20 protein-coding genes are annotated in these 24859 nt (G+C 34.7%); 13 read left to right on the forward strand and 7 right to left on the reverse strand.

What is annotated here, in order from left to right; genetic code table 11:
• The first annotated feature begins 798 nt into the window (after positions 1-798).
• Complete coding sequence (gene purL / locus Q9Q97_RS19520) at positions 799-4452, forward strand: phosphoribosylformylglycinamidine synthase (protein ID WP_306160181.1); 3654 nt, start codon at positions 799-801, stop codon at positions 4450-4452.
• 120 nt (positions 4453-4572) lie between these two features.
• Here purL and hypE read toward each other — a convergent pair whose 3' ends face one another.
• From hypE to Q9Q97_RS19540, 4 genes are read right to left on the reverse strand one after another with little or no spacing between them, the layout of a single operon-like run.
• A complete protein-coding gene (hypE, locus tag Q9Q97_RS19525) occupies positions 4573-5583 on the reverse strand; it encodes a hydrogenase expression/formation protein HypE (protein WP_306160183.1) in 1011 nt (336 codons plus the stop codon).
• 11 nt (positions 5584-5594) lie between these two features.
• Positions 5595-5831: a HypC/HybG/HupF family hydrogenase formation chaperone gene (locus Q9Q97_RS19530; RefSeq protein ID WP_306160185.1), complete on the reverse strand. Its 237-nt coding sequence runs from the start codon at positions 5829-5831 to the stop codon at positions 5595-5597.
• Positions 5832-5833: 2 nt separating this feature from the next.
• Positions 5834-6697 carry a hydrogenase nickel incorporation protein HypB gene (gene hypB, locus Q9Q97_RS19535; protein WP_306160187.1) on the reverse strand — a complete coding sequence of 288 codons (864 nt, stop codon included), beginning with the start codon at positions 6695-6697 and terminating at the stop codon, positions 5834-5836.
• 8 nt (positions 6698-6705) lie between these two features.
• Positions 6706-7047, reverse strand: coding sequence for a hydrogenase maturation nickel metallochaperone HypA (locus Q9Q97_RS19540; RefSeq protein ID WP_306160189.1), 342 nt, complete (start codon positions 7045-7047; stop codon positions 6706-6708).
• A gap of 167 nt (positions 7048-7214) precedes the next feature.
• Here Q9Q97_RS19540 and Q9Q97_RS19545 point away from each other — a divergent pair, with 167 nt between their 5' ends.
• The 8 genes from Q9Q97_RS19545 to Q9Q97_RS19580 are packed head-to-tail and all read left to right on the forward strand — an operon-like array spanning position 7215 to position 16116.
• Entirely contained in the window at positions 7215-8342 is a 1128-nt protein-coding gene (locus Q9Q97_RS19545) for a hydrogenase small subunit (RefSeq protein ID WP_306160191.1), read from the forward strand.
• A 16-nt stretch (positions 8343-8358) separates the two neighbouring features.
• The gene (locus tag Q9Q97_RS19550; protein WP_306160193.1) at positions 8359-10095 is read left to right on the forward strand and encodes a nickel-dependent hydrogenase large subunit; all 1737 of its coding nucleotides are present in this window, start codon (positions 8359-8361) and stop codon (positions 10093-10095) included.
• A 15-nt stretch (positions 10096-10110) separates the two neighbouring features.
• Complete coding sequence (gene cybH, locus Q9Q97_RS19555) at positions 10111-10860, forward strand: Ni/Fe-hydrogenase, b-type cytochrome subunit (RefSeq protein WP_306160194.1); 750 nt, start codon at positions 10111-10113, stop codon at positions 10858-10860.
• 30 nt (positions 10861-10890) lie between these two features.
• A complete protein-coding gene (locus tag Q9Q97_RS19560) occupies positions 10891-11397 on the forward strand; it encodes a HyaD/HybD family hydrogenase maturation endopeptidase (RefSeq protein WP_306160196.1) in 507 nt (168 codons plus the stop codon).
• Positions 11398-11411: 14 nt separating this feature from the next.
• Positions 11412-13688 carry a carbamoyltransferase HypF gene (gene hypF, locus Q9Q97_RS19565; RefSeq protein WP_306160198.1) on the forward strand — a complete coding sequence of 759 codons (2277 nt, stop codon included), beginning with the start codon at positions 11412-11414 and terminating at the stop codon, positions 13686-13688.
• Positions 13689-13691: 3 nt separating this feature from the next.
• Positions 13692-14318 (forward strand): FKBP-type peptidyl-prolyl cis-trans isomerase, encoded by a 627-nt coding sequence (locus tag Q9Q97_RS19570; RefSeq protein WP_306160200.1) that lies wholly within the window; start codon positions 13692-13694, stop codon positions 14316-14318.
• Position 14319: 1 nt separating this feature from the next.
• Positions 14320-15396 carry a hydrogenase formation protein HypD gene (gene hypD / locus Q9Q97_RS19575; RefSeq protein WP_306160202.1) on the forward strand — a complete coding sequence of 359 codons (1077 nt, stop codon included), beginning with the start codon at positions 14320-14322 and terminating at the stop codon, positions 15394-15396.
• 6 nt (positions 15397-15402) lie between these two features.
• Entirely contained in the window at positions 15403-16116 is a 714-nt protein-coding gene (locus Q9Q97_RS19580; RefSeq protein ID WP_306160204.1) for a sulfite exporter TauE/SafE family protein, read from the forward strand.
• Positions 16117-16170: 54 nt separating this feature from the next.
• Here the strand turns inward: Q9Q97_RS19580 and Q9Q97_RS19585 are convergent, their stop codons facing one another.
• Positions 16171-16455, reverse strand: coding sequence for a hypothetical protein (locus Q9Q97_RS19585; protein WP_306160206.1), 285 nt, complete (start codon positions 16453-16455; stop codon positions 16171-16173).
• A gap of 247 nt (positions 16456-16702) precedes the next feature.
• On the opposite strand from Q9Q97_RS19585, the gene Q9Q97_RS19590 reads away from it, so the two are divergent.
• The 4 genes from Q9Q97_RS19590 to Q9Q97_RS19605 all read left to right on the forward strand — a co-directional run bounded on the left by Q9Q97_RS19590 (position 16703) and on the right by Q9Q97_RS19605 (position 22701).
• Positions 16703-19114: a TonB-dependent receptor domain-containing protein gene (locus tag Q9Q97_RS19590; RefSeq protein ID WP_306160208.1), complete on the forward strand. Its 2412-nt coding sequence runs from the start codon at positions 16703-16705 to the stop codon at positions 19112-19114.
• Between the two features lie 141 nt (positions 19115-19255).
• Positions 19256-19687 carry a hypothetical protein gene (locus Q9Q97_RS19595; protein WP_306160210.1) on the forward strand — a complete coding sequence of 144 codons (432 nt, stop codon included), beginning with the start codon at positions 19256-19258 and terminating at the stop codon, positions 19685-19687.
• A gap of 177 nt (positions 19688-19864) precedes the next feature.
• On the forward strand, positions 19865-21643 hold the full coding sequence (locus Q9Q97_RS19600) for a long-chain fatty acid--CoA ligase (protein ID WP_306160211.1): 1779 nt from the start codon (positions 19865-19867) through the stop codon (positions 21641-21643).
• Between the two features lie 143 nt (positions 21644-21786).
• Positions 21787-22701: a phytanoyl-CoA dioxygenase family protein gene (locus tag Q9Q97_RS19605; protein ID WP_306160213.1), complete on the forward strand. Its 915-nt coding sequence runs from the start codon at positions 21787-21789 to the stop codon at positions 22699-22701.
• Positions 22702-22788: 87 nt separating this feature from the next.
• Here the strand turns inward: Q9Q97_RS19605 and Q9Q97_RS19610 are convergent, their stop codons facing one another.
• Positions 22789-23334: a 3'-5' exonuclease gene (locus Q9Q97_RS19610; protein ID WP_306160214.1), complete on the reverse strand. Its 546-nt coding sequence runs from the start codon at positions 23332-23334 to the stop codon at positions 22789-22791.
• A gap of 52 nt (positions 23335-23386) precedes the next feature.
• On the reverse strand, positions 23387-24484 hold the full coding sequence (locus Q9Q97_RS19615) for a slipin family protein (protein WP_306160216.1): 1098 nt from the start codon (positions 24482-24484) through the stop codon (positions 23387-23389).
• Between the last annotated feature and the right edge of the window lie 375 nt (positions 24485-24859).

Here is a 24859-nt window from a genome sequence, read left to right on the forward strand (position 1 = left end):
TAGCTTCGTGAGTAAAGATCTGCGCAGATTTTTAAAATAGAATCCATTAAAATCTGCTAAAATCTTTATAAATCTGCGTGAAACTTTTTTAATCATTCGTAAAATACCATTAATATTTTTTCTCGCAGATTTAGCAGATAAAGCAGATTAGCTTCGTGAGTAAAGATCTGCGCAGATTTTTAAAATAGAATCCATTAAAATCTGCTAAAATCTTTATAAATCTGCATGAAACTTTATTAATCACTTCCTTAAAATCCATTAATGTTTTTCACGCAGATTTAGCAGATAAGGCAGATTAATTTATCAATTAAAGATCTAAGCAGATTTTAAAATAAAAATCTATAAAATCTGCTAAAATCTTTATAAATCTGCGTGAAACTTTTTTAATCATTTCATAAAATACCATTAAAGATTTTTCCACGCAGATTTAGCAGATTTTAAAATAAAAATCTATCAAAATCTGCTAAAATCTGAGCAAATCTGCGTGAAATAAAACTTTTCCAGCCCTTCCAAATGAAAAAAATCCGCAAAATCTGCAAAATCTGCGAGAGTCATGATTTAGCAGTATTAATAAAATTCCAGTTCACAAAAAAAAGGTAAAATCACGACAATCCATTAAAAATAAAAACCTTCACCTGTTTAGAATAAAAAAACTTTGCGCCTTAGCGCCTTCGTGGCAGAAAAAAATAATTCTGCAAGAAAAAAGCAATTTCAACTTTTTTTTAAAGAACAGTTTCCAAATTTGCGCTTACTATTTATTTACATTAAATTTGCAGCTCAATACAACAAACTACACAAATGATCCATTTCTTTGAAAACCAAAGCAAAACTGTTTTTGCCGTACAAACGCAAAACGAAATTTCAGCTCAAGACATTTCAAAATTAAACTGGCTTTTTGCCGATGCAAACAAGATCGAAAAATCTGCACTGGCAGGCTTTTTTGTTGGTCCACGCGCCACAATGATCACACCTTGGAGTACAAATGCTGTAGAAATTACTCAAAACATGGGTATTGACGGCATCATCAGAATCGAAGAATTTCATCCTGCAACAGAAGATTTCACTGATTTTGATCCAATGTTATTCCAAAAATTCAATGAATTAGATCAAGAAATCTTCACTATCAACATTCAGCCAGAACCAATTCTGGAGATTGAAGATATTGCAACTTACAACAAAGCTGAAGGTTTAGCTTTAAGCGAAGAAGAAGTTGATTACTTAAACAATCTTTCAGCAAAACTTGGAAGAAAATTAACTGACTCTGAGATTTTTGCTTTTTCTCAGGCAAATTCAGAGCACTGCCGTCACAAAATTTTCAACGGAACATTTGTAATTGATGGCGAAGAAAAAGAAACTTCTCTTTTTAAATTAATCAAAAAAACATCTCAGGAAAACCCTAACGATATTGTGTCTGCTTACAAAGACAACGTTGCTTTTGTAAAAGGACCAAAAGTGCAGCAATTTGCACCAAAATCTGCTGACAAACCAGATTTTTATGAAGTAAAAGAATTTGATTCGGTTATCTCTTTAAAAGCAGAAACACACAATTTCCCAACAACTGTTGAGCCTTTCAACGGAGCTGCAACAGGATCTGGAGGAGAAATTCGTGACCGTTTAGCTGGTGGTCAAGGTTCATTGCCATTGGCTGGAACTGCAGTTTACATGACTTCTTACTCTCGTTTAAACAACGAAAGAAAATGGGAAAATGCAGTTGAAGAAAGAAAATGGTTGTACCAGACTCCAATGGATATTTTAATCAAAGCTTCAAACGGAGCTTCTGATTTTGGAAATAAATTTGGCCAGCCGCTTATTACAGGTTCTGTTTTAACTTTCGAACATGAAGAAGAAAATAGAAAAATTGGTTACGATAAAGTAATCATGCAAGCGGGTGGAATTGGTTACGGAAAAGTAGATCAATCAATTAAACACAAACCAAAAGAAGGCGATAAAATCGTTATTTTGGGTGGTGAAAATTATAGAATCGGAATGGGTGGTGCTGCGGTTTCTTCTGCAGATACAGGAGCTTTCGGTTCAGGAATTGAGTTAAATGCGATTCAGCGTTCTAACCCAGAAATGCAGAAACGTGCTGCAAACGCCATTCGTGGTTTAGTAGAAAGCGACAATAATCCAATTGTTTCGATTCACGATCACGGAGCGGGTGGACACTTAAACTGTCTTTCTGAATTGGTGGAAGAAACTGGAGGTTTGATCGATTTAGATAAATTACCGGTTGGAGACCCTACTCTTTCTGCAAAAGAAATTATCGGTAACGAATCTCAAGAAAGAATGGGATTGGTTATTGGTAAAAAAGATATCGATACATTGCAAAGAATTGCTGATAGAGAGCGTTCGCCAATGTACGAAGTTGGAGATGTTACAGGCGATCACCGTTTTACATTCCAATCACAATCTAACGGTTCAAAACCAATGGATTATGCTTTGGAAGATTTCTTCGGAAGTTCTCCAAAAACGATTATGACAGATAAAACTGTTGATAGAAAATATGCTGAAGTTGCTTACAATGCAGCAGATTTCGAATCGTATTTAAAAGACGTTTTACGTTTAGAAGCGGTTGCATCTAAAGACTGGTTAACTAACAAAGTAGACCGTTGTGTTGGAGGAAAAGTAGCAAAACAGCAAACTGCGGGTCCATTACAATTGCCTTTGAACAACGTTGGTGTAATGGCATTGGACTATTTAGGAAAAGAAGGAATTGCAACTTCTATCGGGCATGCTCCTATCGCTGCTTTGATTGATCCTGCTGCTGGTTCTAGAAATGCTATTGCAGAATCGTTATCAAACTTAGTTTGGGCTCCAATTATCAACGGAATAAAAGGGGTTTCTCTTTCTGCAAACTGGATGTGGGCTTGTAAAAACGAAGGTGAAGATGCTCGTTTATACGCTGCTGTTGAAGCTTGTTCTGAATTTGCAATCGAATTAGGAATCAATATTCCAACTGGAAAAGATTCACTTTCGATGAAACAAAAATATCCAAATGATGAAGTAATTGCACCGGGAACGGTAATTATTTCTGCTGCTGGAAACTGTACAGATATTAAAAAAGTAGTAGAGCCTGTTTTACAAAAAGACGGAGATTCAATCTATTATATCAATTTGTCTCAAGATGATTTCAAACTTGGAGGTTCATCTTTTGCACAAATTAGAAATGCAATTGGAAACGAAACTTCTACTATTAAAGATTCGGCTTTCTTCAAAAATGCATTTAATACGATTCAGGAATTAATCGTTGAAAATCAAATTTTAGCTGGACACGATATCGGAAGCGGTGGTTTAATCACCACTTTATTAGAAATGTGTTTTGCTGATGTGAATTTGGGAGCAAAAATTGATTTCAGCGCTTTCGCGGAAAAAGACTTATTGAAAATCCTTTTCGCAGAAAACATCGGAATCGTGTTCCAAGCCAACTCAAACGAAGCAGTTGAAGCTAGATTAAAAGCTAATGATATTGAATTTTTCAAAATTGGAGAAGTTCAAAACACAGCTGTTTTGGAATTTGGAATTTATAAATTGGATATTCCTACATACAGAGACATTTGGTTCGAAACTTCTTATTTATTAGATCAAAAACAATCTAAAAACGGAACTGCTAAAGCACGTTTTGAAAACTATAAAAATCAAGCTTTAAATTACACTTTCCCAAGTCATTTTACAGGTAAAGCGCCAGTAATTGATGCTTCTAAACCTCGTCCAAAAGCAGCTATTATCCGCGAAAAAGGAAGTAATTCTGAGCGTGAAATGGCAAACGCTATGTACTTGGCTGGATTTGATGTAAAAGACGTTCACATGACCGATTTAATTTCAGGTCGCGAAACGTTAGAAGATATTCAGTTTATTGGTGCTGTTGGAGGTTTCTCTAACTCAGATGTTTTAGGTTCTGCTAAAGGATGGGCTGGAGCTTTCTTATACAACGAAAAAGCAAAAACAGCTTTAGATAATTTCTTTAAAAGAGAAGATACTTTATCTGTCGGAATCTGTAATGGATGCCAATTGTTTATGGAATTGGAAGTAATTAATCCAGAGCATGAAGTGCACGGAAAAATGCTTCATAATGACAGTAACAAACACGAAAGTATTTTTACTTCTGTAAAAATTCAGGAAAACAACTCTGTAATGTTATCAACATTGGCAGGAAGCACTTTAGGAGTTTGGGTTTCTCACGGAGAAGGTAAATTTAATTTACCAATGGGTGAAGAAAACTACAACATTGTTTCTAAATATGCTTACGAAGGATATCCAGCAAACCCGAACGGTTCTCATTATGATGTAGCTATGATGTGCGACAAAACAGGAAGACATTTGGTTACAATGCCTCATATTGAGCGTTCTACTTTCCAATGGAACTGGGCACATTATCCAAAAGATAGAAATGACGAATACACTCCTTGGCATGAAGCGTTTGTCAACGCCAGAAAATGGATTGAAAAAAACTAAAAATATATTTATAACTAAAACGCTCGAATTTTATCGAGCGTTTTTTTATAGCCACGAATTCACGAATTTCATTAATTCAATTTTTGCTAATAAAATTCGTGAATTCGTGGCTATACAATATTAACAAATTCTCGGCAATTGCTCACCAACCAAAGGATTCACAACTCTTTTTCCTCCAAAACTGCTTTCAATAACTATTTTTGAAGGATGCTCAGCTGTAATAAAACCTATCTCTGAAGCATTTGAATTTTCTTTTTGTAAAATTTCTAAAACTTCTGTCTTGATTTCAGGCGCAGCGATGCAGACAAAAATTCCTTCATTGGCAACATATAAAGGATCTAAACCTAGCAATTCGCAGGCACTTCTCACCTGATTCTGTACCTTTATTTTTTCTTCAAAAATGGAAATGCCAAAATTAATTTCTGTTGTTATTTCGTGTAAAACCGAAGCAAGTCCGCCTCGTGTAGCATCTCTTAAAAAGTGAATTTTACCTCCAAATCTCTCTATTAAATTTGCCACAACGTGATTTAAATTGGTAGTATCACTCAAAATATCACTTTCAAATTCCAGACCCTCGCGTTGAGACATAATAGCCATTCCATGCGAAGCGATCGGTCCATTTATAATAATTGCATCATTCTCTCGAATGTTTTGAATTTTTATAGCTGCCCTTTCATGAATTACTCCAATTCCAGAAGTATTGATATAAATTTGATCTCCTTTTCCTTTCTCTACAACTTTAGTATCACCTGTAACGATTTGCACATTAGCCTTATCTGCCGCAATTTTTATAGATTTAATGATTTCTGTAAATTTATCCAGACTAAAACCTTCTTCTATAATTAATGCCAGAGATAAAAATTTAGGAACCGCACCACACATTGAAAGATCATTAACAGTACCATTTACGGCAAGTTCTCCAATATTTCCACCTTTAAAAAATATAGGAGACACAACATAACTATCGGTAGAAAATGCCAAATTTCCTTGAATATTTAAAAATGCGCCGTCATGACGCACTTCTAAAATATCATTTTTCAAAATCTTAAAAATTACTTCATTCAGTAATTTAGTCATATGTTCACCGCCACTTCCGTGATGTAAATGAATGACTTCTTTATTTTTATTCATTTCGCTAAAAATTAAATTTCTTCGCCCAATTCTTTCAGGACTTCCATCGTTCTTTTAGCTTCAATTTCATCAATGATTCCAATAGCCGCGCCAACATGCACTAAAAGATAATCGCCCACTTTTGCTTCAGGAACGAGCGCCAGATTAACTTCTTTAATAATACCTTCAAAAGAAACATTTCCAATTCTGAAAGTTTCATCAAGTTCTATTACTACTTTTTCTAATAAACCAGGAACTGCTAAACACATATTTATCGTTTTATAGATTGCGCTAAAAACTCATACCATGCAGATAACCCTTCTCCTGAAGTTGTCGAAACCTCAAAAAAGGTCAAATGCGGATTGACTTTTTTAGCATATTCTTTTAATTTTTCTAAGTCAAATTTTAAATAGGGCAGCAAATCTATTTTGTTGATAATACAGATTTGTGAACCTAAAAACATATCTGGGTATTTAAGCGGTTTGTCCTCACCTTCTGTAACCGAGATAATTACAACTCGTTTCAGTTCGCCCAAATCAAACATCGCAGGACAAACCAGATTACCAACGTTTTCAATCATCAATACCGAATCTTGAACTGGCTTTAATTCCTTAACTGCTTTCGCAATCATCTCGCTATCTAAATGACAGCCTTTTCCAGTATTGATTTGTATCACAGGAACATTTAATTTGTGAATTCTGTCGGCATCGTTGGTAGTCTGCTGATCACCTTCTATAACCGAAAATGCCATTTTACTTTTTAAATCTGAAATCGTTCGCTCCAACAAAGAAGTTTTTCCCGAGCCTGGAGAACTGACAAGATTAATTGAAAAAATGTTTAAGGCTTCAAAAAAGCCTCTATTTCGCTCGGCTGTCAATTGATTTTTGTACAAAATATCTTTTTCAAGCTGCACAATATTAATTTCATGCGAGTGATGATGATCATGAATATGGTCGTGGTCATGGTCGTGACTATCATTATCGTGGTCGTGATCGAAATGATGTTCATGATGATGGTCTTCGTGATGATGATGGTGATAATGTCCGGAATGATAATGAGAATAGAAGTTTTTATCGCCTATCTTGGTGAATCGTATTTCATTTTCATCAGAACTGCAGCCGCAAGTCGTACACATATATAAATTTATTTAATAATTATCTTTTTTATTTTTAATTCCTTTCCTGACAGTATCTCTTTAAATGGACTATTGCATTTTGGACAGCTGTCAAAACTTTTTTCTATCGGAAACTCCGTTTCACATTCGGCACATTTGGCTCTTCCAATTGGTTCTTCAACATATAATAAGGAGTCATGCAAAACGCTTCCGCTAATACATTGCGGCCAGACGAAATGAAAAGAACTTATTTCTACTCCCGATAATTTTCCAATTTCTAAATAAAGTTCTAAGACTTTTTTCCCTTTTATTTTATGTACTTCTTGCTCGGCAATTTTTACAATTGAGGTAACTACAGAAAGCTCATGCATGATTTCTTTTTATTACAAATATTTTTTCAACCTCGCAAGGTAAAAACAAAAAAGAAAGTAAAAACTGACAATTATCAGTTTTGCGAAATAAATGTTTAGATAATTTTAGCCCCGCAAAAAATGTAAACAAAGTTTCTAAAACTGCATTTTTATTAAACAGTATCAGTATGGAGGAAAAAGAAAAAAGCAACGAGACCTATTATAATAGTATAGAAAGGCAAGGCTACAGTAGAAGGGATTTTTTAAAGTTTGTTGCCTATATAGGTGCTTACATGGGTGTTCAAAGTTCGGCAATTGGCCAAATTACTAAAGCTTTAGAAACTACTCCTCGATTACCCGTAATTTGGGAACACTTTCAAGAATGCACTTGCTGCAGCGAATCATTCATTCGATCGGACCATCCTATCGTTGCTGATATTATTCTGGACAAAATTTCTTTAGACTACACTCTTACGCTCATGGCGGCTTCTGGACATCAGGCTGAGGCAGCTAAAAAAGCAACAATGGATAAATATAAAGGAGAATATATCCTTTGTGTAGAAGGTTCTATTCCGATGGGAGCTGACGGAAATTATTGCTGTATTGGTGGAAGAAGTGCTGTTGAAATTTTAAAAGAAGCTGCTGCTGGAGCAAAAGCAATTATTGCTTGGGGAAGCTGCGCAACGTCTGGCTGTGTACAGGCTGCAAAACCAAATCCAACGGGTGCAGTACCAATTCACAAAATCATTACAGATAAACCTATTATTAATGTTCCTGGCTGTCCTCCTATTGGAGAAGTTATGGCTGGAATCATTGTGCACGTGGTTGCATTTGGAAAACTTCCAGAATTAGACAGTTCTGGGCGTCCGAAAGCTTTTTATTCAAAAAGAGTTCATGACAGCTGTTATCGCAGACCTTATTTTGACGCAGGACTTTTTGCAGAGAGCTTTGATGATGAAAATGCCAAAAAAGGATACTGCTTATATAAAGTCGGCTGTAAAGGACCAAGTACATACAACGCTTGCGGTAACATGAAATGGAATGGTGGTGTAAGTTATCCTATTCAATCTGGACATGGATGCATTGGCTGTAGTGCCAATGATTTCTGGGATGCAGGAAGTTTCTATTCTAGAGATGCAGCAGTGAATCCGGGCAATATTGAAGCAAATGCTGACACTTTAGGCAAAATAGCTCTTGGAGGAGTTGCGGCTGGAATTGGTGCACATGCCATTATTTCTAATATATCTAAAAGAAAAGAACTTACTCATAGAATTAATCAGGGAACTGAAAACGAAAAACATTTAGAGGATTTATAATCTATAAAAAATAAACATGGCAGAGAGAATCGTAGTAGACCCTATTACACGTATTGAAGGACATTTGAGAGCCGAAGTAGAAATCTCAGATGGAACGATAAAAGAAGCTTTTTTATCTTCTACAATGGTTAGAGGCTTAGAAAATATTGTAAAAGATAGAAATCCAAAAGATGTTTGGGCATTTGTACAAAGAACTTGCGGTGTTTGTACTGCGACACATGCTACAGCATCAGTGAGATCAGTAGAAGATGCATTGGGAATTGTTGTCCCGCCAAATGCAGAAATTGTAAGAAACATTATGCTTGGTGCTTTGTACTTACACGATCACGTAGTGCATTTTTATCACCTGCATGCTTTTGATTGGGTAGATGTTTTAAGTGGTCTAAATGCAGATCCTGTGAAAACATCTCAATTAGCACAGTCCATTTCTAACTGGCCTAAAAGTTCTCCAGGCTATTTCTCAGATTTACAAAAACGACTTAAAAAATTTGTTGCCAGCGGTCAGTTAGGCATTTTTGCCAATGGTTATTGGGGACATCCTCAAATGAAACTGCCTCCTGAAGCCAATTTAATGGCTACAGCTCATTATCTCGAAGCTTTAGAATGGCAAAAAGAAATTGTAAAAGTGCACGCTATTTTTGGAGGTAAAAATCCGCATCCCAATTTCTTAGTGGGCGGAATGGCCTGCTCGATAAATCTAGATGATGCCAGTGGATTAAACGCAGAAAGATTGGCATTTGTTAGACAACTGTTAGAAGACGGAAAACGATTTGTTGAACAAGTTTATGTACCAGATGTTTTAGCAATTGCAGGTTTTTATAAAGATTGGGGAGCTATTGGAGGCTTTCATAATTTTATGTCTTTTGGAGATTTTCCAACTCAGGGATATAATAATACCAACATGAATACTTTCAAATTCCCTTCTGGTGTTATTTTAAATAAAGATCTAACAAAAGTTCATGACTTAGACCTAAGAGATTTAAAAACGGTTGAAGAATACGTAAACAACTCTTGGTACGATTATGAAGGTGAAGGAAATACAGGAAGACAGCCTTGGAGCGGCGAAACGAAGATTAATTACACTGGTCCAAAACCTCCATATACGCATTTAAATGTAGATCAGAAATACAGTTTTATCAAAACCCCTAGATGGAAAGGTCATGCGATGGAAGCTGGTCCGCTAGCGCGAATGCTGGTTGGTTACGCATCAGGAAGGGAAGAATTTAAAGATATCATAGACTCGACATTATCGACTTTACAAATTCCTGCTGCAGCCTTATTTTCAACTTTAGGAAGAACTGCTGCCAGAGCTTTAGAATCAAAATTAGTAGCAGAATGGAATCTGGAATTCTTTGATGCTTTAATTCAGAATATCAAAAATGGAGATACAAAAATGGCCAATATGGAGAAATGGGAAACCTCAACATGGCCAAAAGAATCTCAAGGAGTCGGGCTTGTAGAAGCTCCTAGAGGTGCTTTAAGCCATTGGATTGTTATCAAAAATGGAAAAGTTGCCAACTATCAGCAAGTAGTTCCTTCAACATGGAATGCTTCACCTAGAGATCCAAAAGGACAGCGATCTCCTTATGAAAGCAGTTTATTGAATACGCCAGTTGCAAATCCAGATTTGCCATTAGAAATCATTAGAACTATTCACTCTTTTGATCCTTGTATTGCTTGTGCAGTTCACTTATACGATGAAAACGGCAACATTATTAAAGAAGTAAACGATATTTCAATTTGCACTATTTAATATAAAATTTACAACATGCCAACAAAAACTAACGATTATAAAAGAGCTTATATCTGGCAGTTACCGATACGTATTTTTCATTGGATAAATGCTTGGGCAATTACGGGATTAGTTGCAACAGGTTTTATCATAGGTAATCCGCCGGGTATAATCTCCAAACAAGAAGCAACCAATCAATTTTGGCTTGGTTACATTCGAGAAATCCATTTTGCATGTGCCTATTTATTAGTTGCGGTCATGATCTTGAGGGTATATTTTGCTTTTAAAGGAAACAAATACGCGAATTGGCGTGTCTTTTTTCCATTTAAAAAAGAAGGTTTTAAAAGAATGTGGCATGTTGTAAAATATGACATTTTTTTACAAAATGAAGAAACAAACGGAGCCCCGAGCGGTGCTGTAGGTCACAATAGTGTGGCTGCAGCATCTTATCTGGTGATGTTTATCATGGCATTAATAATGGTTTTTACAGGTTTTGCTATGTATGCGCCAACTTCGACATGGTTTTTTCCAAAAATGTTTGGTTGGGTTACTGATTTAGCAGGCGGTGATCTCAATGTTAGAACGATACATCATTTTACCACTTGGACATTTATCCTCTTTGCTATAGTTCATATCTACTTAGTATTCTTCCACGATTGGCTGGAAGGCTTGGGTGAAACATCTGCAATGGTAAGCGGTTACAAATTTGTACGTACTGAAAGAGTAAAAACAGAGGAGAACATCAATAATACAGATGAAAATATTGAGCAGGATTTACCATGGTAAACTGCTTTCTAATTTTGATACCAAAGAAATATGCAAGAAGATGTTATTGAAAAAAAGATAGATCATTTCCATACTGATGGAAATGAAATTCTAGTACTAGGAATTGGCAATTATCTTATGGGAGATGAAGGTGTTGGAGTTCATTTTATAAATCGAATTGACAAAACAAAATTCTCAGAGAATATTTCTTTTATAGATGGCGGTACTGGTGGTTTTACGTTAATTCCTTACATAGAAAATCATAGAAAAGTGATTATTGTAGATGCTACAATGGACGGTAAAGAAGAAGGAACAATAACACTTTTAAAACCGCGCTTTTCTGAAGATTTTCCAGTTTCGTTGAGCGGACACAATTTCGGGCTTAAAGACATGGTCGATATTTTATCGATGCTCGATACCATGCCCGAAATTTATTTATATACAATCACGATACTGAAAATGGAACCGATGTCTATGACACTCTCTCCAAAAGTAGATGAAGCCATTCAAAAAGTTACCGATCAAATTGTGACACAAATAGCAAATTTTAAAAACTAATAATTCCCTTTTTTTTGATTCCCTCCTTTCAAATAGTAATTTCTGGCATTGTACAAGGCGTTGGTTTCCGACCTTTTGTATACAATTTGGCTATAAAACATGATCTGAAAGGTTATGTATCTAATAATCAATTTGGAGTTCTTATAGTTGCGCAAGAAAAAGAAGCGGCTATAATAAGGTTTTATAATGAATTAAAAAGAAGATATCCTAAAAATTCGACAGTTCAACATATTGCAATTTCAGAAATTTTAGTTGCAGAAAAATTCGATACCTTTTCGATCAAACCGACAGCAGAAAACATAGCGGTGAATTCTCTACTTACACCAGATTTTGCAATTTGTGAAAACTGCAAGAAAGAAATTTTAGATTCCAAAAACCGTCGATTTTATTATCCTTTTATAAGCTGTACGGAATGCGGACCAAGATATGCTATTGCAACTAAATTTCCTTTTGAAAGAGAAAACACTACTTTACAGTCTTTTAAAATGTGTAAAAAATGTCTAGAGGAATATCACAGTCCAAAAGATATCCGTTTTCATTCTCAAACCAATTCATGCCCTGACTGTGGTGTACAAATTTCACTGACAGATAATGCTGGAAATATAATTTTTGGCAGTAATAAAGAAATTTTTAAAACTGTTTCCCAAAAGTTGCATGAAGGTAAAATAATAGCTGTCAAAAATAACAGTGGATATCTGCTTCTTTGCGATGCAACAAACCCTGATGCTGTTCAAGAACTTCGCAATCGAAAAAAAAGGCAAACTAAACCCTTCGCGGTTTTATTTACAGATCTGCCTCAAATTGAAAATTATTTACACTATGACAAAACAGAAAAGAATATGCTTCTTTCTGTCCAAGCTCCAATTGTCATTTTATCCATAAAAGAAAAATTAGATTTGGCTCTACAACAAATAACGCCAAATGTCAATACCGTTGGTGCTATGCTGCCAAACTCTGGAACGCTGTTTTTAATTTCTAAATTGTTTCACAAACCTCTAATTGCTACGAGTGGTAATTTTAATGGCTCCTCTATCTGTTCTACCACTATTGAAGCTACAAAATCATTACATACAGTCGCTGATTATTTTTTACATCATAATTTAGAAATTCAACATTCTCAGGATGATTCTGTAATTAAGTTTTCGAATAAGCACAAACAAAAAATAATCTTACGCCGATCTAGAGGTTTTGCTCCTAACCTTGATGTTCCTTTATCGAAAAGCACAGATAAAAAAGTGCTCGCTTTAGGAGCCGATCTAAAAAACACGCTCACTTTTACCCAAAATCAACAAGTTTATACTAGTGAATATATTGGCGATTTATCACATTATGAAACTTATAACAGATTTGAAAACAAAGTACGTAGTTATGCAAATTTCTTCAATTTTTCTCCCGATATAGTCCTTCATGACCAGCATCCTAATTACGAAAACAATAAAAAAATTAGTGATTTTAAGATTAAAAATGAGACACTGGAAAATTTTAAAATTCAGCATCACGAGGCTCACTTTTCAGCAATTCTGGCTGAAAAAAAATTGTGGAATAAATCTAAAATATTAGGCGTAATCTGGGATGGAACTGGGTACGGAAGCGAGACAGAAATTTTTGGCGGAGAATTTTTTGAATATCTCCGTCAAAAACCAATAAAAAGAATTGCTCATTTGGGGTATTTTTCTTGGATAGCGGGAGATAAAATGGCTAAAAATCCAAAGATTGCAGCTCTATCTATAAGCAATTGCAACAACCATTTTTGGAAATATTTTAATTCAAACGAAATAAAAATTTATTCAAATCTCATTAAAAATAAAACGATTAAATCTTCATCAATGGGAAGATTAATTGATGCCGTTGCATTTGTTTTAGGTTTTCATAATCCGATCTTGTTTGAAGGTGAAGCTGCAATGTATTTGGAGAAATTAGCGCAAGAAGCTTACAACAAACCGCACGTTAAATTAAAAGATTATCTACGGGATGAAAACATCAGCAATACAATCCCAACAAAAAAATTGCTGACACAACTTATTAAAGCTTCGAAGAGTGAGACAAATTGGGAAACTGCCTCTCTAAATTTTCACTACACCTTAGTGAAGTGCATCGAAAAAATCGCTCTTTTTTCAAAATCAAAAGAAATTGCTTTTAGTGGCGGTGTATTTCAAAATAGTGTTTTCGTCGATTTAATTATTGATCATTTAAAACCAAAATACAAATTACATTTTCATGAAATGTTATCTCCAAATGATGAAAACATATCCTTTGGACAGCTTAATCATTATTTACATTTAAAAAATTAAAATATGGATATTTTAGAATTATTAGGACATATTGGTAAGACCGAAGAGAAGGATAAAATTTCGTATTCTGCTGGAGTTGTTATGGCGTTAAGCTTAAAAGATATTGGTTTTGAAGAAGTCATGTATGAGGATTTTGCAGACGGAATGAAATCTGTTTTTGAAAAGTCTACTGAAAAAATTTCACCCAAACGTTCTATTGAAATTTTTAATAATTATGTGGCACTTCTACAAGAAGAATTAAAAGTGAAAAATGCCGAAATCGGAAGTGCTTTTCTAACAAAAAATGCTTTAAAGGAAAATATCATCACACTACCAAGCGGTCTTCAGTATGAGATCTTAGAAAAAGGAACTGGCGAAATTCCGAAGCACTCAGATACCGTAAGTGTTATTTATGAAGGTTATTTATTAAACAAAAATGTTTTCGATTCTACTAAAGATTCTGGCCCACAAAAAATACAGATTTCGCAAACTATCAAAGGCTGGCAGGAAGCTTTACAATTAATGCCAGTAGGATCGAGTTGGAAAATTTATATTCCGCATGATTTGGCATACGCAGAAATTGGTGCTCCGCCAATGATTCAACCCAATTCTACTTTGGTTTTTACCATTAAGCTTTTAAATATTATCTAAAATGAAATATCTTTCTGAATACCGAAATCCAGAGTTGGTAAAACATTATATAAGCGAAATTCATAAAATAACGACAAAGCCCTGGAATATAATGGAGATTTGTGGCGGACAGACACATTCACTAGTAAAAAATGGCTTACTCGATTTATTGCCAAAAAATATCCGAATGATTCACGGACCAGGTTGTCCTGTCTGTGTTACTCCAATTTCATTAATTGACAAAGCCATCGAATTAATGAATCAAGGAGTAATCATGTGTTCTTTTGGAGATATGATTCGTGTTCCTGGTTCTGTTAAGAGCTTGCTTCAGGCAAAAGCAGAAGGTGGCGAATTGCGTATTTTATATTCGCCACTCGAAGCTGTAAATATTGCTTCTAAAAATCCTGATAAAGAAGTCGTTTTTTTTGCCGTAGGTTTTGAGACTACTGCTCCAAGCAATGCTTTAGCGGTACAATATGCCCAAAAACTGGGTTTGACCAATTTTAGTTTATTAGTTTCTCATGTCTTGGTGCCGCCTGCCATGGAAGCTATTTTGTCTGATGAGTTTTGCACTATTAATGCTTTTTTAGGAGCCGGCCATGTGTGTACCATTGTTGGCCTTGAAGAATATTATCCAATTGCTGAAAAATATAAAATTCCGATTGTTGTTTCTGGATTCGAGCCTGCTGATATGGTTCAGGCCATTTATCATACTATTCTGCAACTTGAAAAAGGCGAATACAAAGTAGAAAACCAATATACAAGATTGGTAAAAGAAGAAGGAAACATTCGGGCAAAAGAAGTTGTGGATACTGTTTTTACAATTGGAACTCAAGAATGGCGAGGCATTGGCGCTATCGAAAACAGTGGACTTGTAATTCGAGAAGAATACAAAACATATGATGCGAATCAAAAGTTTTTGATTCCAACAAACAATAAAAAAGCAAATCAATCGTGTATTGCCGGACAAATTCTAACTGGAAATAAAAGGCCTCATGAATGTCCTGAGTTTGGAAAGAAATGCAAACCATCCAATCCGCTGGGAGCTCCGATGGTTTCTTCTGAAGGAGCATGCGCAGCCTATTTCAACTATTTATAATTTGTAATGATTGGATTTTTAATTACCATCTATGCAGGTTTAGAGCATGCTTTTGAAGCAGACCATTTATTGGCCGTAAATATTTTGGTCACCAATAGAAGTAAAATTAAAGATGCTTTAAAAGATGGAATGTATTGGGGAGTTGGCCATACCTCAACTATTTTTATTGTAGGTATTATTATGATTGGGTTTAAAATTTCGATCAGCGAAAATATCTTCAGTTATCTAGAGGCTGTAGTTGGCTTAATGCTCATTATGCTTGGACTTTATCGTTTGTCTAAAGTTTTTTATAAAAAAGAACATTCGCATACTTATTATCACAGTCACGAGCATACGCACAGCAATGGAGTTACGCATACTCACATGCATGCCCACACTTATACTCATTCACATCCTATAGCTGCTTTTCCGCACGATCATTCGGGCAACAAAAATTACAAAACAGCTTTTGGAGTGGGTTTAATTCACGGATTAGCCGGAAGTGGTTCGTTGGTTATTTTAGTGATTTCACAGATGAAAACACCTTTAGAAGGATTATTGTACATATTAATTTTTGGTTTAGGATCGATTTTAGGAATGTTCATTGCTGCGGGACTTTTCAGCATACCTTTTACCAAAACTATATTGAAATCTGAAAAACTGCAGTATTATCTCATTATCATTTCTTCTGTAATATGTATCATTTTCGGTCTTAAAATTATCTATAGCAACTTATTTTAAAAATAAAAAAACAAAAAATGCCTCGACGCTATCCCTAAAGTCGAGGCATTTTTTTTAACGTTTAAACGCTGTTGCCACTCCTGTTACCACACTTGCGGCACCAAAGGCAAATAGACCTGATGCTACTGCATTTTGTCCAGAGAAAAATTGGCTGTCACGAATCGCATCACTAAAGAATGTTCCGCCTGCAAGGCCAGCAATTAATCCCAAACCGATTGTTCCGATTATCCACCAAGGTTCTGGGTCTGGCGGCAGTGGCGGATTTTTAAAAAAGCGTTTCCACCATCCCGGATATTTAGTTCCGCACCATCCCATTGCTAAAAAGAAAGCTGTTTCCATTTTATTTATGTTTTAAATAATGCCTACTCATCTGCTTTTCGGCTTCCGCATTTTTAATAGGATAAAATTAGCAGACACAACTCACAAAGGATCAATATAAATTCCTGTTTTTAAACGGGGAAAAACACCTTTTTTTACTCCTTTCAATTTCCTTTTCTTAAGTTAATTAATCTTCCTAAGTTTAATTTAATACTATCTTAAGGTGCTTTATTATTCCTTTTTTTTATCGGATAAATAACTTTGCCTCATGAAAAACTGGAAACAAAATTTAGTCGTTGCAATTATCTTATTCGCTTTTAGCCAATACTCTTTTGGCCAAAAAACAAATTCGATTAACGGAATTGTATCTGACGGAAAAAATCCGATCGAGTTTGTCGATGTGGTTTTAAAACCTGTTAACGATACAACCAAAATTTCAGCGTATGCTACAACCGATTCTTCTGGAATATTCATTCTTGAAAATATAAATCCAGCAGAATATATTTTAAAATTTCGTCTGATTGGTTTTAAATCCTATAATCAGAAAATAAAATTTACAGGCACACCTATTTCACTCCATAATATTGTCTTAGAGGAAGATGCTAATCTTTTGAATACCGTTGTTGTGAATTCGCAGAAAAAACAAATACAGAAAACATCTGAAGGTTTTGTTTTTAATGCCATTTCGAATATTTCGCAGTCGGGAGGAACTGCAATTGATATGCTAAAAAATATCCCAACCGTTTCAGTTGATGCCGATGATGCCATTTCGCTGCGCGGGAAAACTCCTTTGATTTTGATTAATGGAAAAAATTCTGCTATTACCAATATGAATCAGATTCCAGCAAGCAGTATTGAAAGCATTGAAATCATTACAAGTCCAACTGCAAAATACGATGCCAATGCCGAAAGCGGGATTATCAATATTAAACTAAAAAAGAATAATTTAAACGGAATAAATGGAGCCGCGGTTCTAGGCGCCGGTTTTGGAGCTAAAGGAAGATTAAGCAGTTCTGCACTTCTAAATTACAAAAATGACAAATGGAATATTGGTCTTGCATATGATAATCGTTTTGCAGGAAGAACTAAAAGTATAAAAGGCGATAGAACCAATTACTTCATCGCTGATGAACATTATATTAGTCAAATAAGACATGATGAACGTACAGAAGGTTTACAGAATTTAAAATTCAATCTTGATTTTTCTCCAAATGAAAGAAACTTATTTTCGTTTGAAGCTTTAGGAAATCTTGAAAGTAAAGACAATGACGAAACTTTAAATACAGCTATTTTCAATAATTCTAATCAATTTTTCTCTGCCAACCAGCGTAATTCCTTAGAAATACAAAAAGCGAAAGCTGCAGAAATGGCGTTCAATTATGATCGAAAATTTTCTGATGACCGAAAAAACTTAAATGCTAATATTACAACTTCATTCAATTTTGGCAGAGAAAACACACATATTGACACCAATAATTATGACGAAAGCGGTGCACAAGTTGGCGATACTTTTTGGCAGAAGACACATAATTACGGAAAAGAAAATATATCAAATGCTATTCTGAATTATACTTTTCCTTTTTCACAAAAATCAACAGTTGAAACAGGCTACAAAGGAACTTTTAGATTCTTTAATTCTGATTTTCAAAGTGCTGATTTAGTTAATGGAGATTATGTCATAAATCCGCTAACGAGCAATATTTTTGATTTCAACGAACAAATAAATGCTTTCTATGGAGTCTTGAATTCTTATTCTGGTTCTAAGGAAAATCAGAAATGGAAATATTATTTGGGACTTCGTGCGGAACAAGTTTCAAATAGTGGAAAAACAGAAAATGGCAGTGATCGTTTTTCGAATAACTACGTAAAACTTTTCCCTTCTGCTTCTGTTCAACTGAAATTACAATCTGACGAATCCTTAAAATTTGGCTATAGCAAACGCATCAATCGTCCAGATTTAGATGATCTGAATCCGTTTATTGATATTACAGACGCTTTAAATCCGCATGGAGGTAATCCGTATTTAAAACCTGAAATTATTCATATTATCGAATTAAACTATAATAAAGACTGGGACAACTATTCACTTTCTGGAAATGCTTTTTATAGAAATGCCAATAATACCATTAGACAATATTCTATACTTCAAGAGAATGGTGCGGTTTTGCTTCAACCTCAAAATATTGGAAACATGGTTACTTACGGACTCGAAGGCCTTTTTAGCTTGAAACCATTTTCTTTTTATGATGCTAATGTTAGTTTAACGGCCTTTCAGCAAAACATTAGCGGAGGCAATCTGCCACAATCAGAAGATATTGTAAACAGTGCCTTTAGCTGGTATGGAAAAATAATCAACAATTTTGTTCCGTGGAAAGGCGGAAAACTTCAATTAATAGGAAATTATAATTCTGCCGTTGCAACTCCACAAGGAAAAAGAATTCCGGTTTATAATGTCGATATGGGATTTCAGCAAAAGTTAGGAAAAGGAAATGCCCGACTTGGATTAGTCGTAACCGATATGTTTAACACGTTAGAAAGCGGTTATAAAAACAACACGTTATTATTTAAAAATAACAGAATTTCTAAGTCTGATACTAGAGCTTTGATGGTTACATTTGCCTATACATTTAGATCTGATTTTAAAGAAAAGTTACTAGAAAACCAGTTTTCAACGGAGTAAAAACTTACTTAAAATCTTTAAAAAAGAAAAATTTCATTCTTGTATTTTTAAGCTCAATTCTATTAAAAAATTGAATTATATTCGCCGAGAGAAATCGGTTCTATCGATTTTTTCAGCCCAAAACACTTAATCCTACATAGAATGAAATTTTTACATTTATTATTGATAACATTATTTTTCACTGCCTTTCAATCCCATTCACAAGTTCAGGTTGATCAGATCAAACACAATTCAAAAGATCGATTTATAACCACAACAATTGGTTATCCAGTACCTGGAACTTACGCTCCATTAAATCAAAAAGAGCCTATTACAGTTTTAAATCCAGACGGAACAGGCTTTATTCAGGCCGAAGATTTAAGCAAACAAAAGATTAATTGGGGCATAGAATGCACAGAAGAAGGTGTTCCCGTTTTTAAAGAAGGATTCAACAGTGCTTCTTACACTTTTTGGTACAGACCAACTGACGGAGAAGAATGGTATTACTCTCAATTTTCTATTCATTTTGCCAAGAAAAAAATGTTTTTGATGGGCGAAAGAGTAAAAGTATATGAAGATTATAACGTACAATAGCCTGTTAAAACCATTTTCAAATTAAATTTTTCTTGATTTCTTAGAAATTTTACCGCAAAAAAGAAAACGTTTTCGTTGATTTTTAATAGTGTATATAAATTTTCCCATAAAATTTTATAAAACTGAAAATCATACCTAAATTTTATTTAATTTGCAATAAAATTCAATATATTAAACATGGTTTCAATCACACGCCTTTTTGATTTTCCCTATTATCAACAAGAAACTTACAACCTTCCAGTTGCTCTTGCAACCAAAAAAAATGGAGCCTGGGAAAAAACATCTAGCCAGGAATATATTGCAAAAGCAAATGCTGTTTCGAGAGCATTATTGCGCATGGGCGTTCAGAAAGATGATAAAATTGCTTTAATTACTTCGAACAACAGAACGGAGTGGAATATAATGGATATTGGTATTTTGCAGACAGGTGCTCAAAATGTTCCGATTTATCCAACAATTGCCGAAGAAGATTACGAATATATTTTAAATCATAGCGGCAGTATCTACTGTTTTGTTTCTGATGAAGAAGTTCTACAGAAAGTAAATGCTATTAAAGCGAATGTGCCAACTTTAAAAGAGGTTTATTCTTTTAACGAAATTCCAGGTTGCAAGCACTGGTCAGATCTTCTTTTGGCTGGTGAAGACGAAAGCAATCAAAACGAAGTAGAAGCTAGAAAAGACAGCATCAAAACGGATGATTTGGCTACTATTATTTATACTTCTGGGACTACAGGAAAACCAAAAGGTGTAATGCTTTCGCATAAAAATATAGTTTCGAACGTATTGGACAGCGCGCCAAGAATTCCGTTTGATCCAGGAAAAAGCACGGCATTGAGTTTCTTGCCAATCTGCCATATTTTTGAAAGAATGATTTTGTATATCTATCAATATTATGGTGTTTCGGTATATTTTGGAGAATCAATTGACAAAATCAGCGACAACTTAAAAGAAGTCCGTCCAACAGTTATTACTGCTGTGCCAAGACTTTTAGAAAAAGTATACGATAAAATTTATGCTAAAGGAGCTGAATTAACTGGCATTAAGAAAAAACTTTTCTTCTGGGCTATTGATTTAGGTTTAAGATACGAACCATACGGAGCCAACGGTGCTTGGTATGAATTCCAATTAAAGATTGCCCGCAAACTAATTTTCAGCAAATGGAAAGAAGGTTTGGGCGGAAATTTAGATTTAATGGTTTCTGGAAGTGCTGCACTTCAGCCACGTTTGACGAGAGTTTTTGCTGCAGCAGAAATTCCAGTTATGGAAGGTTACGGATTATCTGAAACTTCTCCTGTAATTGCTGTAAACGACCAGAGAAACAGAGGTTTTAAAATTGGAACTGTCGGAAAACCAATTCGTAATATCGAAGTTAAAATTGCCGAGGATGGCGAAATCTTATGTAAAGGTCCAAACGTAATGTTAGGCTATTACAAAGATCCCGAAAAAACAGCCGAGGCTTTAATTGACGGTTATTTCCATACGGGAGACATTGGAGAAATTGACAGCGAAGGTTTCCTAAAAATTACCGATCGTAAAAAAGAAATGTTTAAAACTTCTGGAGGAAAATATATTGCTCCGCAAATGATCGAAAATGCAATGAAACAATCTCGTTTTATTGAGCAGATTATGGTTATTGGCGAAGGCGAAAAAATGCCTGGAGCTTTTATTCAGCCTAATTTTGAATTTGTAAAAGAATGGGCTAAAATCCATAAAATAACTTTAGGATCAACTGATAAGGAAATAAGCGAAAATGCAGATGTGATTAAACGTATTGATAACGAAGTGGAAGAAATCAATAAAAAATTCGGTCACTGGGAGCAAATCAAACGTTTTGAATTAACTCCAGATGTTTGGTCTATTGATGGCGGACAGCTTACTCCTACTCTAAAATTAAAACGTAAAATCATTAAGGAAATCTACAAAGATCTTTACGGTAAAATCTACGGGAATAATTAAATCAAAATAATATAACCAAAAAGTTGAAAACGGCTGTCTGAAAAGACGGCCGTTTTTAGTATAAAAAAACAGGTATTTCTACCTTAACCTCCAAAACATAAATCCCGTATTTTTAAGTTTTCTTTCAACTAAACCAAAAACTTATGCCTTGGACAGTTCTCGAACAATTATGGAAACGTGTTGTAAATCCTAATGAAACAAATTCAGATCACTCAAATTGGGATAACGAAGTTAAAGAATTGTATAAACTCGGCATTGGCATGGAAGATACATTACTCTTTTTATATGCTGAAAAACCCAATTTTGAAAATTTCAAAAATTGGATAAGCGGCAGAAAACGAGATACCATTTACGAAACCGAAGATTTGACCGAAAATGTATTGTCTGAACAAGATCTTGAATTCTGGAATGAAAACGGTTATATCGTAGTAAAAAATGCCATTTCTAAAGAAGATTGCGAAGCTACACAAAAAGCGATTTGGGAATATTTAAAAATGGATCCGAATAAAAAAGAAAGCTGGTACAAGCGCCATGAAGACCAAAAGGGACTAATGCTTAATTTTTCGGATCATGAAACTTTAAATCGCAACCGCTTTTCGCCAAGAGTAAAAAAGGCTTATGAACAGCTTTATGAAACCGATAAGATTTACAAAACAATTGATAAAGTAAGTTTTAATCCGCCTGAGACGTCTGATTTCAATTTTCTTGGAAGTCCGTTGCATTGGGATATGAGTTTAAAAAAACCGCTGACTTACGCACTTCAAGGCATGCTTTATTTAACGGACTGCGGGCCAGAAGATGGCGCTTTTCACTGCGTTCCAGGTTTTCACAACCAAATTAATCAATGGTTGGACGAACTTGAGCCTGATGAAAATCCAAGAAGCAAAGCTTTACAAACCTTGCAGTCCAAACCAATTATTGGCAATGCAGGCGATTTTATCATCTGGCACAACACGCTTCCGCACTGTGCAACACCCAATAATGGAGAGAAACCGCGAATGGTTCAATACCTGACTTATCTTCCTGATGATTACAATGCTGCAGGAGAATGGATTTAATATAAACACGAAAACTGCAAACATAACATGCCTACAGTTTTCTTCAGTTACCAATTATACTTTGATAACTGGAAAACAAATTAAATTCTAATTTTTAAGACACCAATTCAAAATCTTCGCGATGTTTTTGGCATCGTCAATACCTCTGTGATGCGTTCCTTCTAAAGGAATATTCAATAGCGCTAAAGCTCCATTCATTCCCGTTGGTTTTACTAAACCAAACTTTTCTGCAAACCAAGTTTTGACATTGATGTGTTCGTCTCCCATTGGGTAAGCAACTCCGAATGATTTGCACTGTTTTTTAAGCATATTCAAGTCGTACTGGCCGTAACTTGCCCAAGTGTACAAATCGGGATGATACTCATCAACAAGTTGATTGATTGCTTCTTCAAAACTCACTCCGTTTTCATCCAGCAAATCTTGCGTAATTGTCGTGAGTTCCGTACAAAACGGACTGACTGTTGATCGTGACGGTTTGATTAATATTCCTTTATTTTTTGAAATTTCTCCTGTTTGGGTATCCAAAACCGCGAGACCAATTTCAATAATTTCATTTTCTTGCCCTTTCGGGACTTCACCCTGCCAGCATGTGGCTTCTAAATCGATAATAATAATTTTATCTGTAGTATTCATTTTTTTAAATTTTTAAATTAAAAACCATCAGCGTTTCCGTTGATGGTTTTCTTTATTTCACGAAGATTTCCTTCAATTGACCAATTACGTTTCCGCCTCCAGAAATCGTGATTTCCCCAATTTTATCAGCAATTTTCTCGACGTACTCCATCTCTTTCAATTTCCACAACATTTCGTTTTCTTCCATCAGCTTTGCTGTGTTAAGCAAACTTCTTGTTGCAGCGGTTTCTTCTCTTCTCATAATACTGTTTGCCTGCGCTTTTTTCTCAGCAACCAAAACCTGATTCATGATTTCTTTCATATCGCCTGGCAAGATTACATCTCTAATTCCGGCATCAGAAATTGTTAAACCTAAGTCCTCAATTTTGGTTGTTACTTCTGCCAAAATTGCTTCGGCTATAGTATCTTTTTTAGCCAATAATTCATCTAAAGTCAATCCGCCCACAAAAGCTCTTAAAGCCAATTGCATCGCAACATACAATTGTTTTTCAAAGTCTTTGTTTTCGATCAAAGCTTTCATAATATCAACCACTTGGTATCTCACAAAAAAGTTAATCCTTAATCCCGCTTTATCTTTGGTCAACAATTCCTGTCCAGAAATCTCAACTTGCTGCTGTCTTGTATCGATTGTCTTAACTTCGATTGTAATCGCATTATTCCAAAAATAATGAGTTCCAGATTTTAATTCTTTAGAAAAACTTCCATTAACAAACAACAAAGCTTTGTCATTGCTTGTCACAATAAACTTTCTGACAAAGTACTTCAATTGGTTATTTTCCAATAAGTTTACTGAGATATCTTCTGTAATTTCAATTTTTGAAAGATCTGCTTTTTTGAATTCGTTTTTTACAATTCCTTTCCAAAAAGTATGTCTGCCTGGAGTTAACGTACCTTTAAAGTTTCCGTTAACGAAATGAAGAGCAATTTCATTATCAGCAACCTCAACAACTTCAAGCATTGACGCTAAAACTTCATTTTGCAATAAAATATTCAATTCAAAAGGCGCTTGAAAAATTGCATTCATATCATAAATCAATACATTTTTCTCACCAAAAATCCAGTGCGACCCTTCTTCAGCTACTTTAACTAATTTTCTATTTTCGAAAACCAAACCTACTTGGTAACCTTCAATTTTAATTCTTTTAATCATGGTTATATTTTTTTAACTTTTTGTTTATTTTTCAAGTTTAAAGTTTCAAGTTCTGAAATCTGTAAACTTCTCTTTATTCTATTCTCTTTATTCTATTCTCTTTTCTAAATAAAAAACCTCTTTGCCTTTCTCCTCCGAAAAAAACGGATGAAGAGTTTGTAATTTGTTTGCCCGAGTTGTTTTCGACTGTGTTTTGCAAAGATGATCCCCAAATCATTTAAGCAATCAAATCGAGAAGAAAACAGGCATTTCAAAAAACATTGCTTTTCGCACTGGCTTTATCATGAGTGTGAAACTTCAGATTTGAAACCTTAATTTCACTGACAAAGACAAATCAGCTTTTTTCTAATGGTCATCTTTTAAGAGTGATGGTCT

Origin of the sequence: Flavobacterium sp. DG2-3 (assembly GCF_030730925.1) — a bacterium.
Lineage (GTDB): Bacteria > Bacteroidota > Bacteroidia > Flavobacteriales > Flavobacteriaceae > Flavobacterium.

Coding starts and splice junctions, on each gene's coding strand:
- Q9Q97_RS19590 (WP_306160208.1), top strand. CDS start 16,703: ATGAAAAACTGGAAACAAAATTTAGTCGTTGCAATTATCTTATTCGCT.
- Q9Q97_RS19545 (WP_306160191.1), top strand. CDS start 7,215: ATGGAGGAAAAAGAAAAAAGCAACGAGACCTATTATAATAGTATAGAA.
- Q9Q97_RS19615 (WP_306160216.1), bottom strand. CDS start 24,484: ATGATTAAAAGAATTAAAATTGAAGGTTACCAAGTAGGTTTGGTTTTC.
- Q9Q97_RS19570 (WP_306160200.1), top strand. CDS start 13,692: ATGGATATTTTAGAATTATTAGGACATATTGGTAAGACCGAAGAGAAG.
- Q9Q97_RS19585 (WP_306160206.1), bottom strand. CDS start 16,455: ATGGAAACAGCTTTCTTTTTAGCAATGGGATGGTGCGGAACTAAATAT.
- hypE (WP_306160183.1), bottom strand. CDS start 5,583: ATGAATAAAAATAAAGAAGTCATTCATTTACATCACGGAAGTGGCGGT.
- Q9Q97_RS19605 (WP_306160213.1), top strand. CDS start 21,787: ATGCCTTGGACAGTTCTCGAACAATTATGGAAACGTGTTGTAAATCCT.
- Q9Q97_RS19540 (WP_306160189.1), bottom strand. CDS start 7,047: ATGCATGAGCTTTCTGTAGTTACCTCAATTGTAAAAATTGCCGAGCAA.
- cybH (WP_306160194.1), top strand. CDS start 10,111: ATGCCAACAAAAACTAACGATTATAAAAGAGCTTATATCTGGCAGTTA.
- Q9Q97_RS19610 (WP_306160214.1), bottom strand. CDS start 23,334: ATGAATACTACAGATAAAATTATTATTATCGATTTAGAAGCCACATGC.
- hypB (WP_306160187.1), bottom strand. CDS start 6,697: ATGTGTACGACTTGCGGCTGCAGTTCTGATGAAAATGAAATACGATTC.
- hypD (WP_306160202.1), top strand. CDS start 14,320: ATGAAATATCTTTCTGAATACCGAAATCCAGAGTTGGTAAAACATTAT.
- Q9Q97_RS19560 (WP_306160196.1), top strand. CDS start 10,891: ATGCAAGAAGATGTTATTGAAAAAAAGATAGATCATTTCCATACTGAT.
- Q9Q97_RS19580 (WP_306160204.1), top strand. CDS start 15,403: ATGATTGGATTTTTAATTACCATCTATGCAGGTTTAGAGCATGCTTTT.
- purL (WP_306160181.1), top strand. CDS start 799: ATGATCCATTTCTTTGAAAACCAAAGCAAAACTGTTTTTGCCGTACAA.
- Q9Q97_RS19550 (WP_306160193.1), top strand. CDS start 8,359: ATGGCAGAGAGAATCGTAGTAGACCCTATTACACGTATTGAAGGACAT.
- Q9Q97_RS19595 (WP_306160210.1), top strand. CDS start 19,256: ATGAAATTTTTACATTTATTATTGATAACATTATTTTTCACTGCCTTT.
- Q9Q97_RS19530 (WP_306160185.1), bottom strand. CDS start 5,831: ATGTGTTTAGCAGTTCCTGGTTTATTAGAAAAAGTAGTAATAGAACTT.
- Q9Q97_RS19600 (WP_306160211.1), top strand. CDS start 19,865: ATGGTTTCAATCACACGCCTTTTTGATTTTCCCTATTATCAACAAGAA.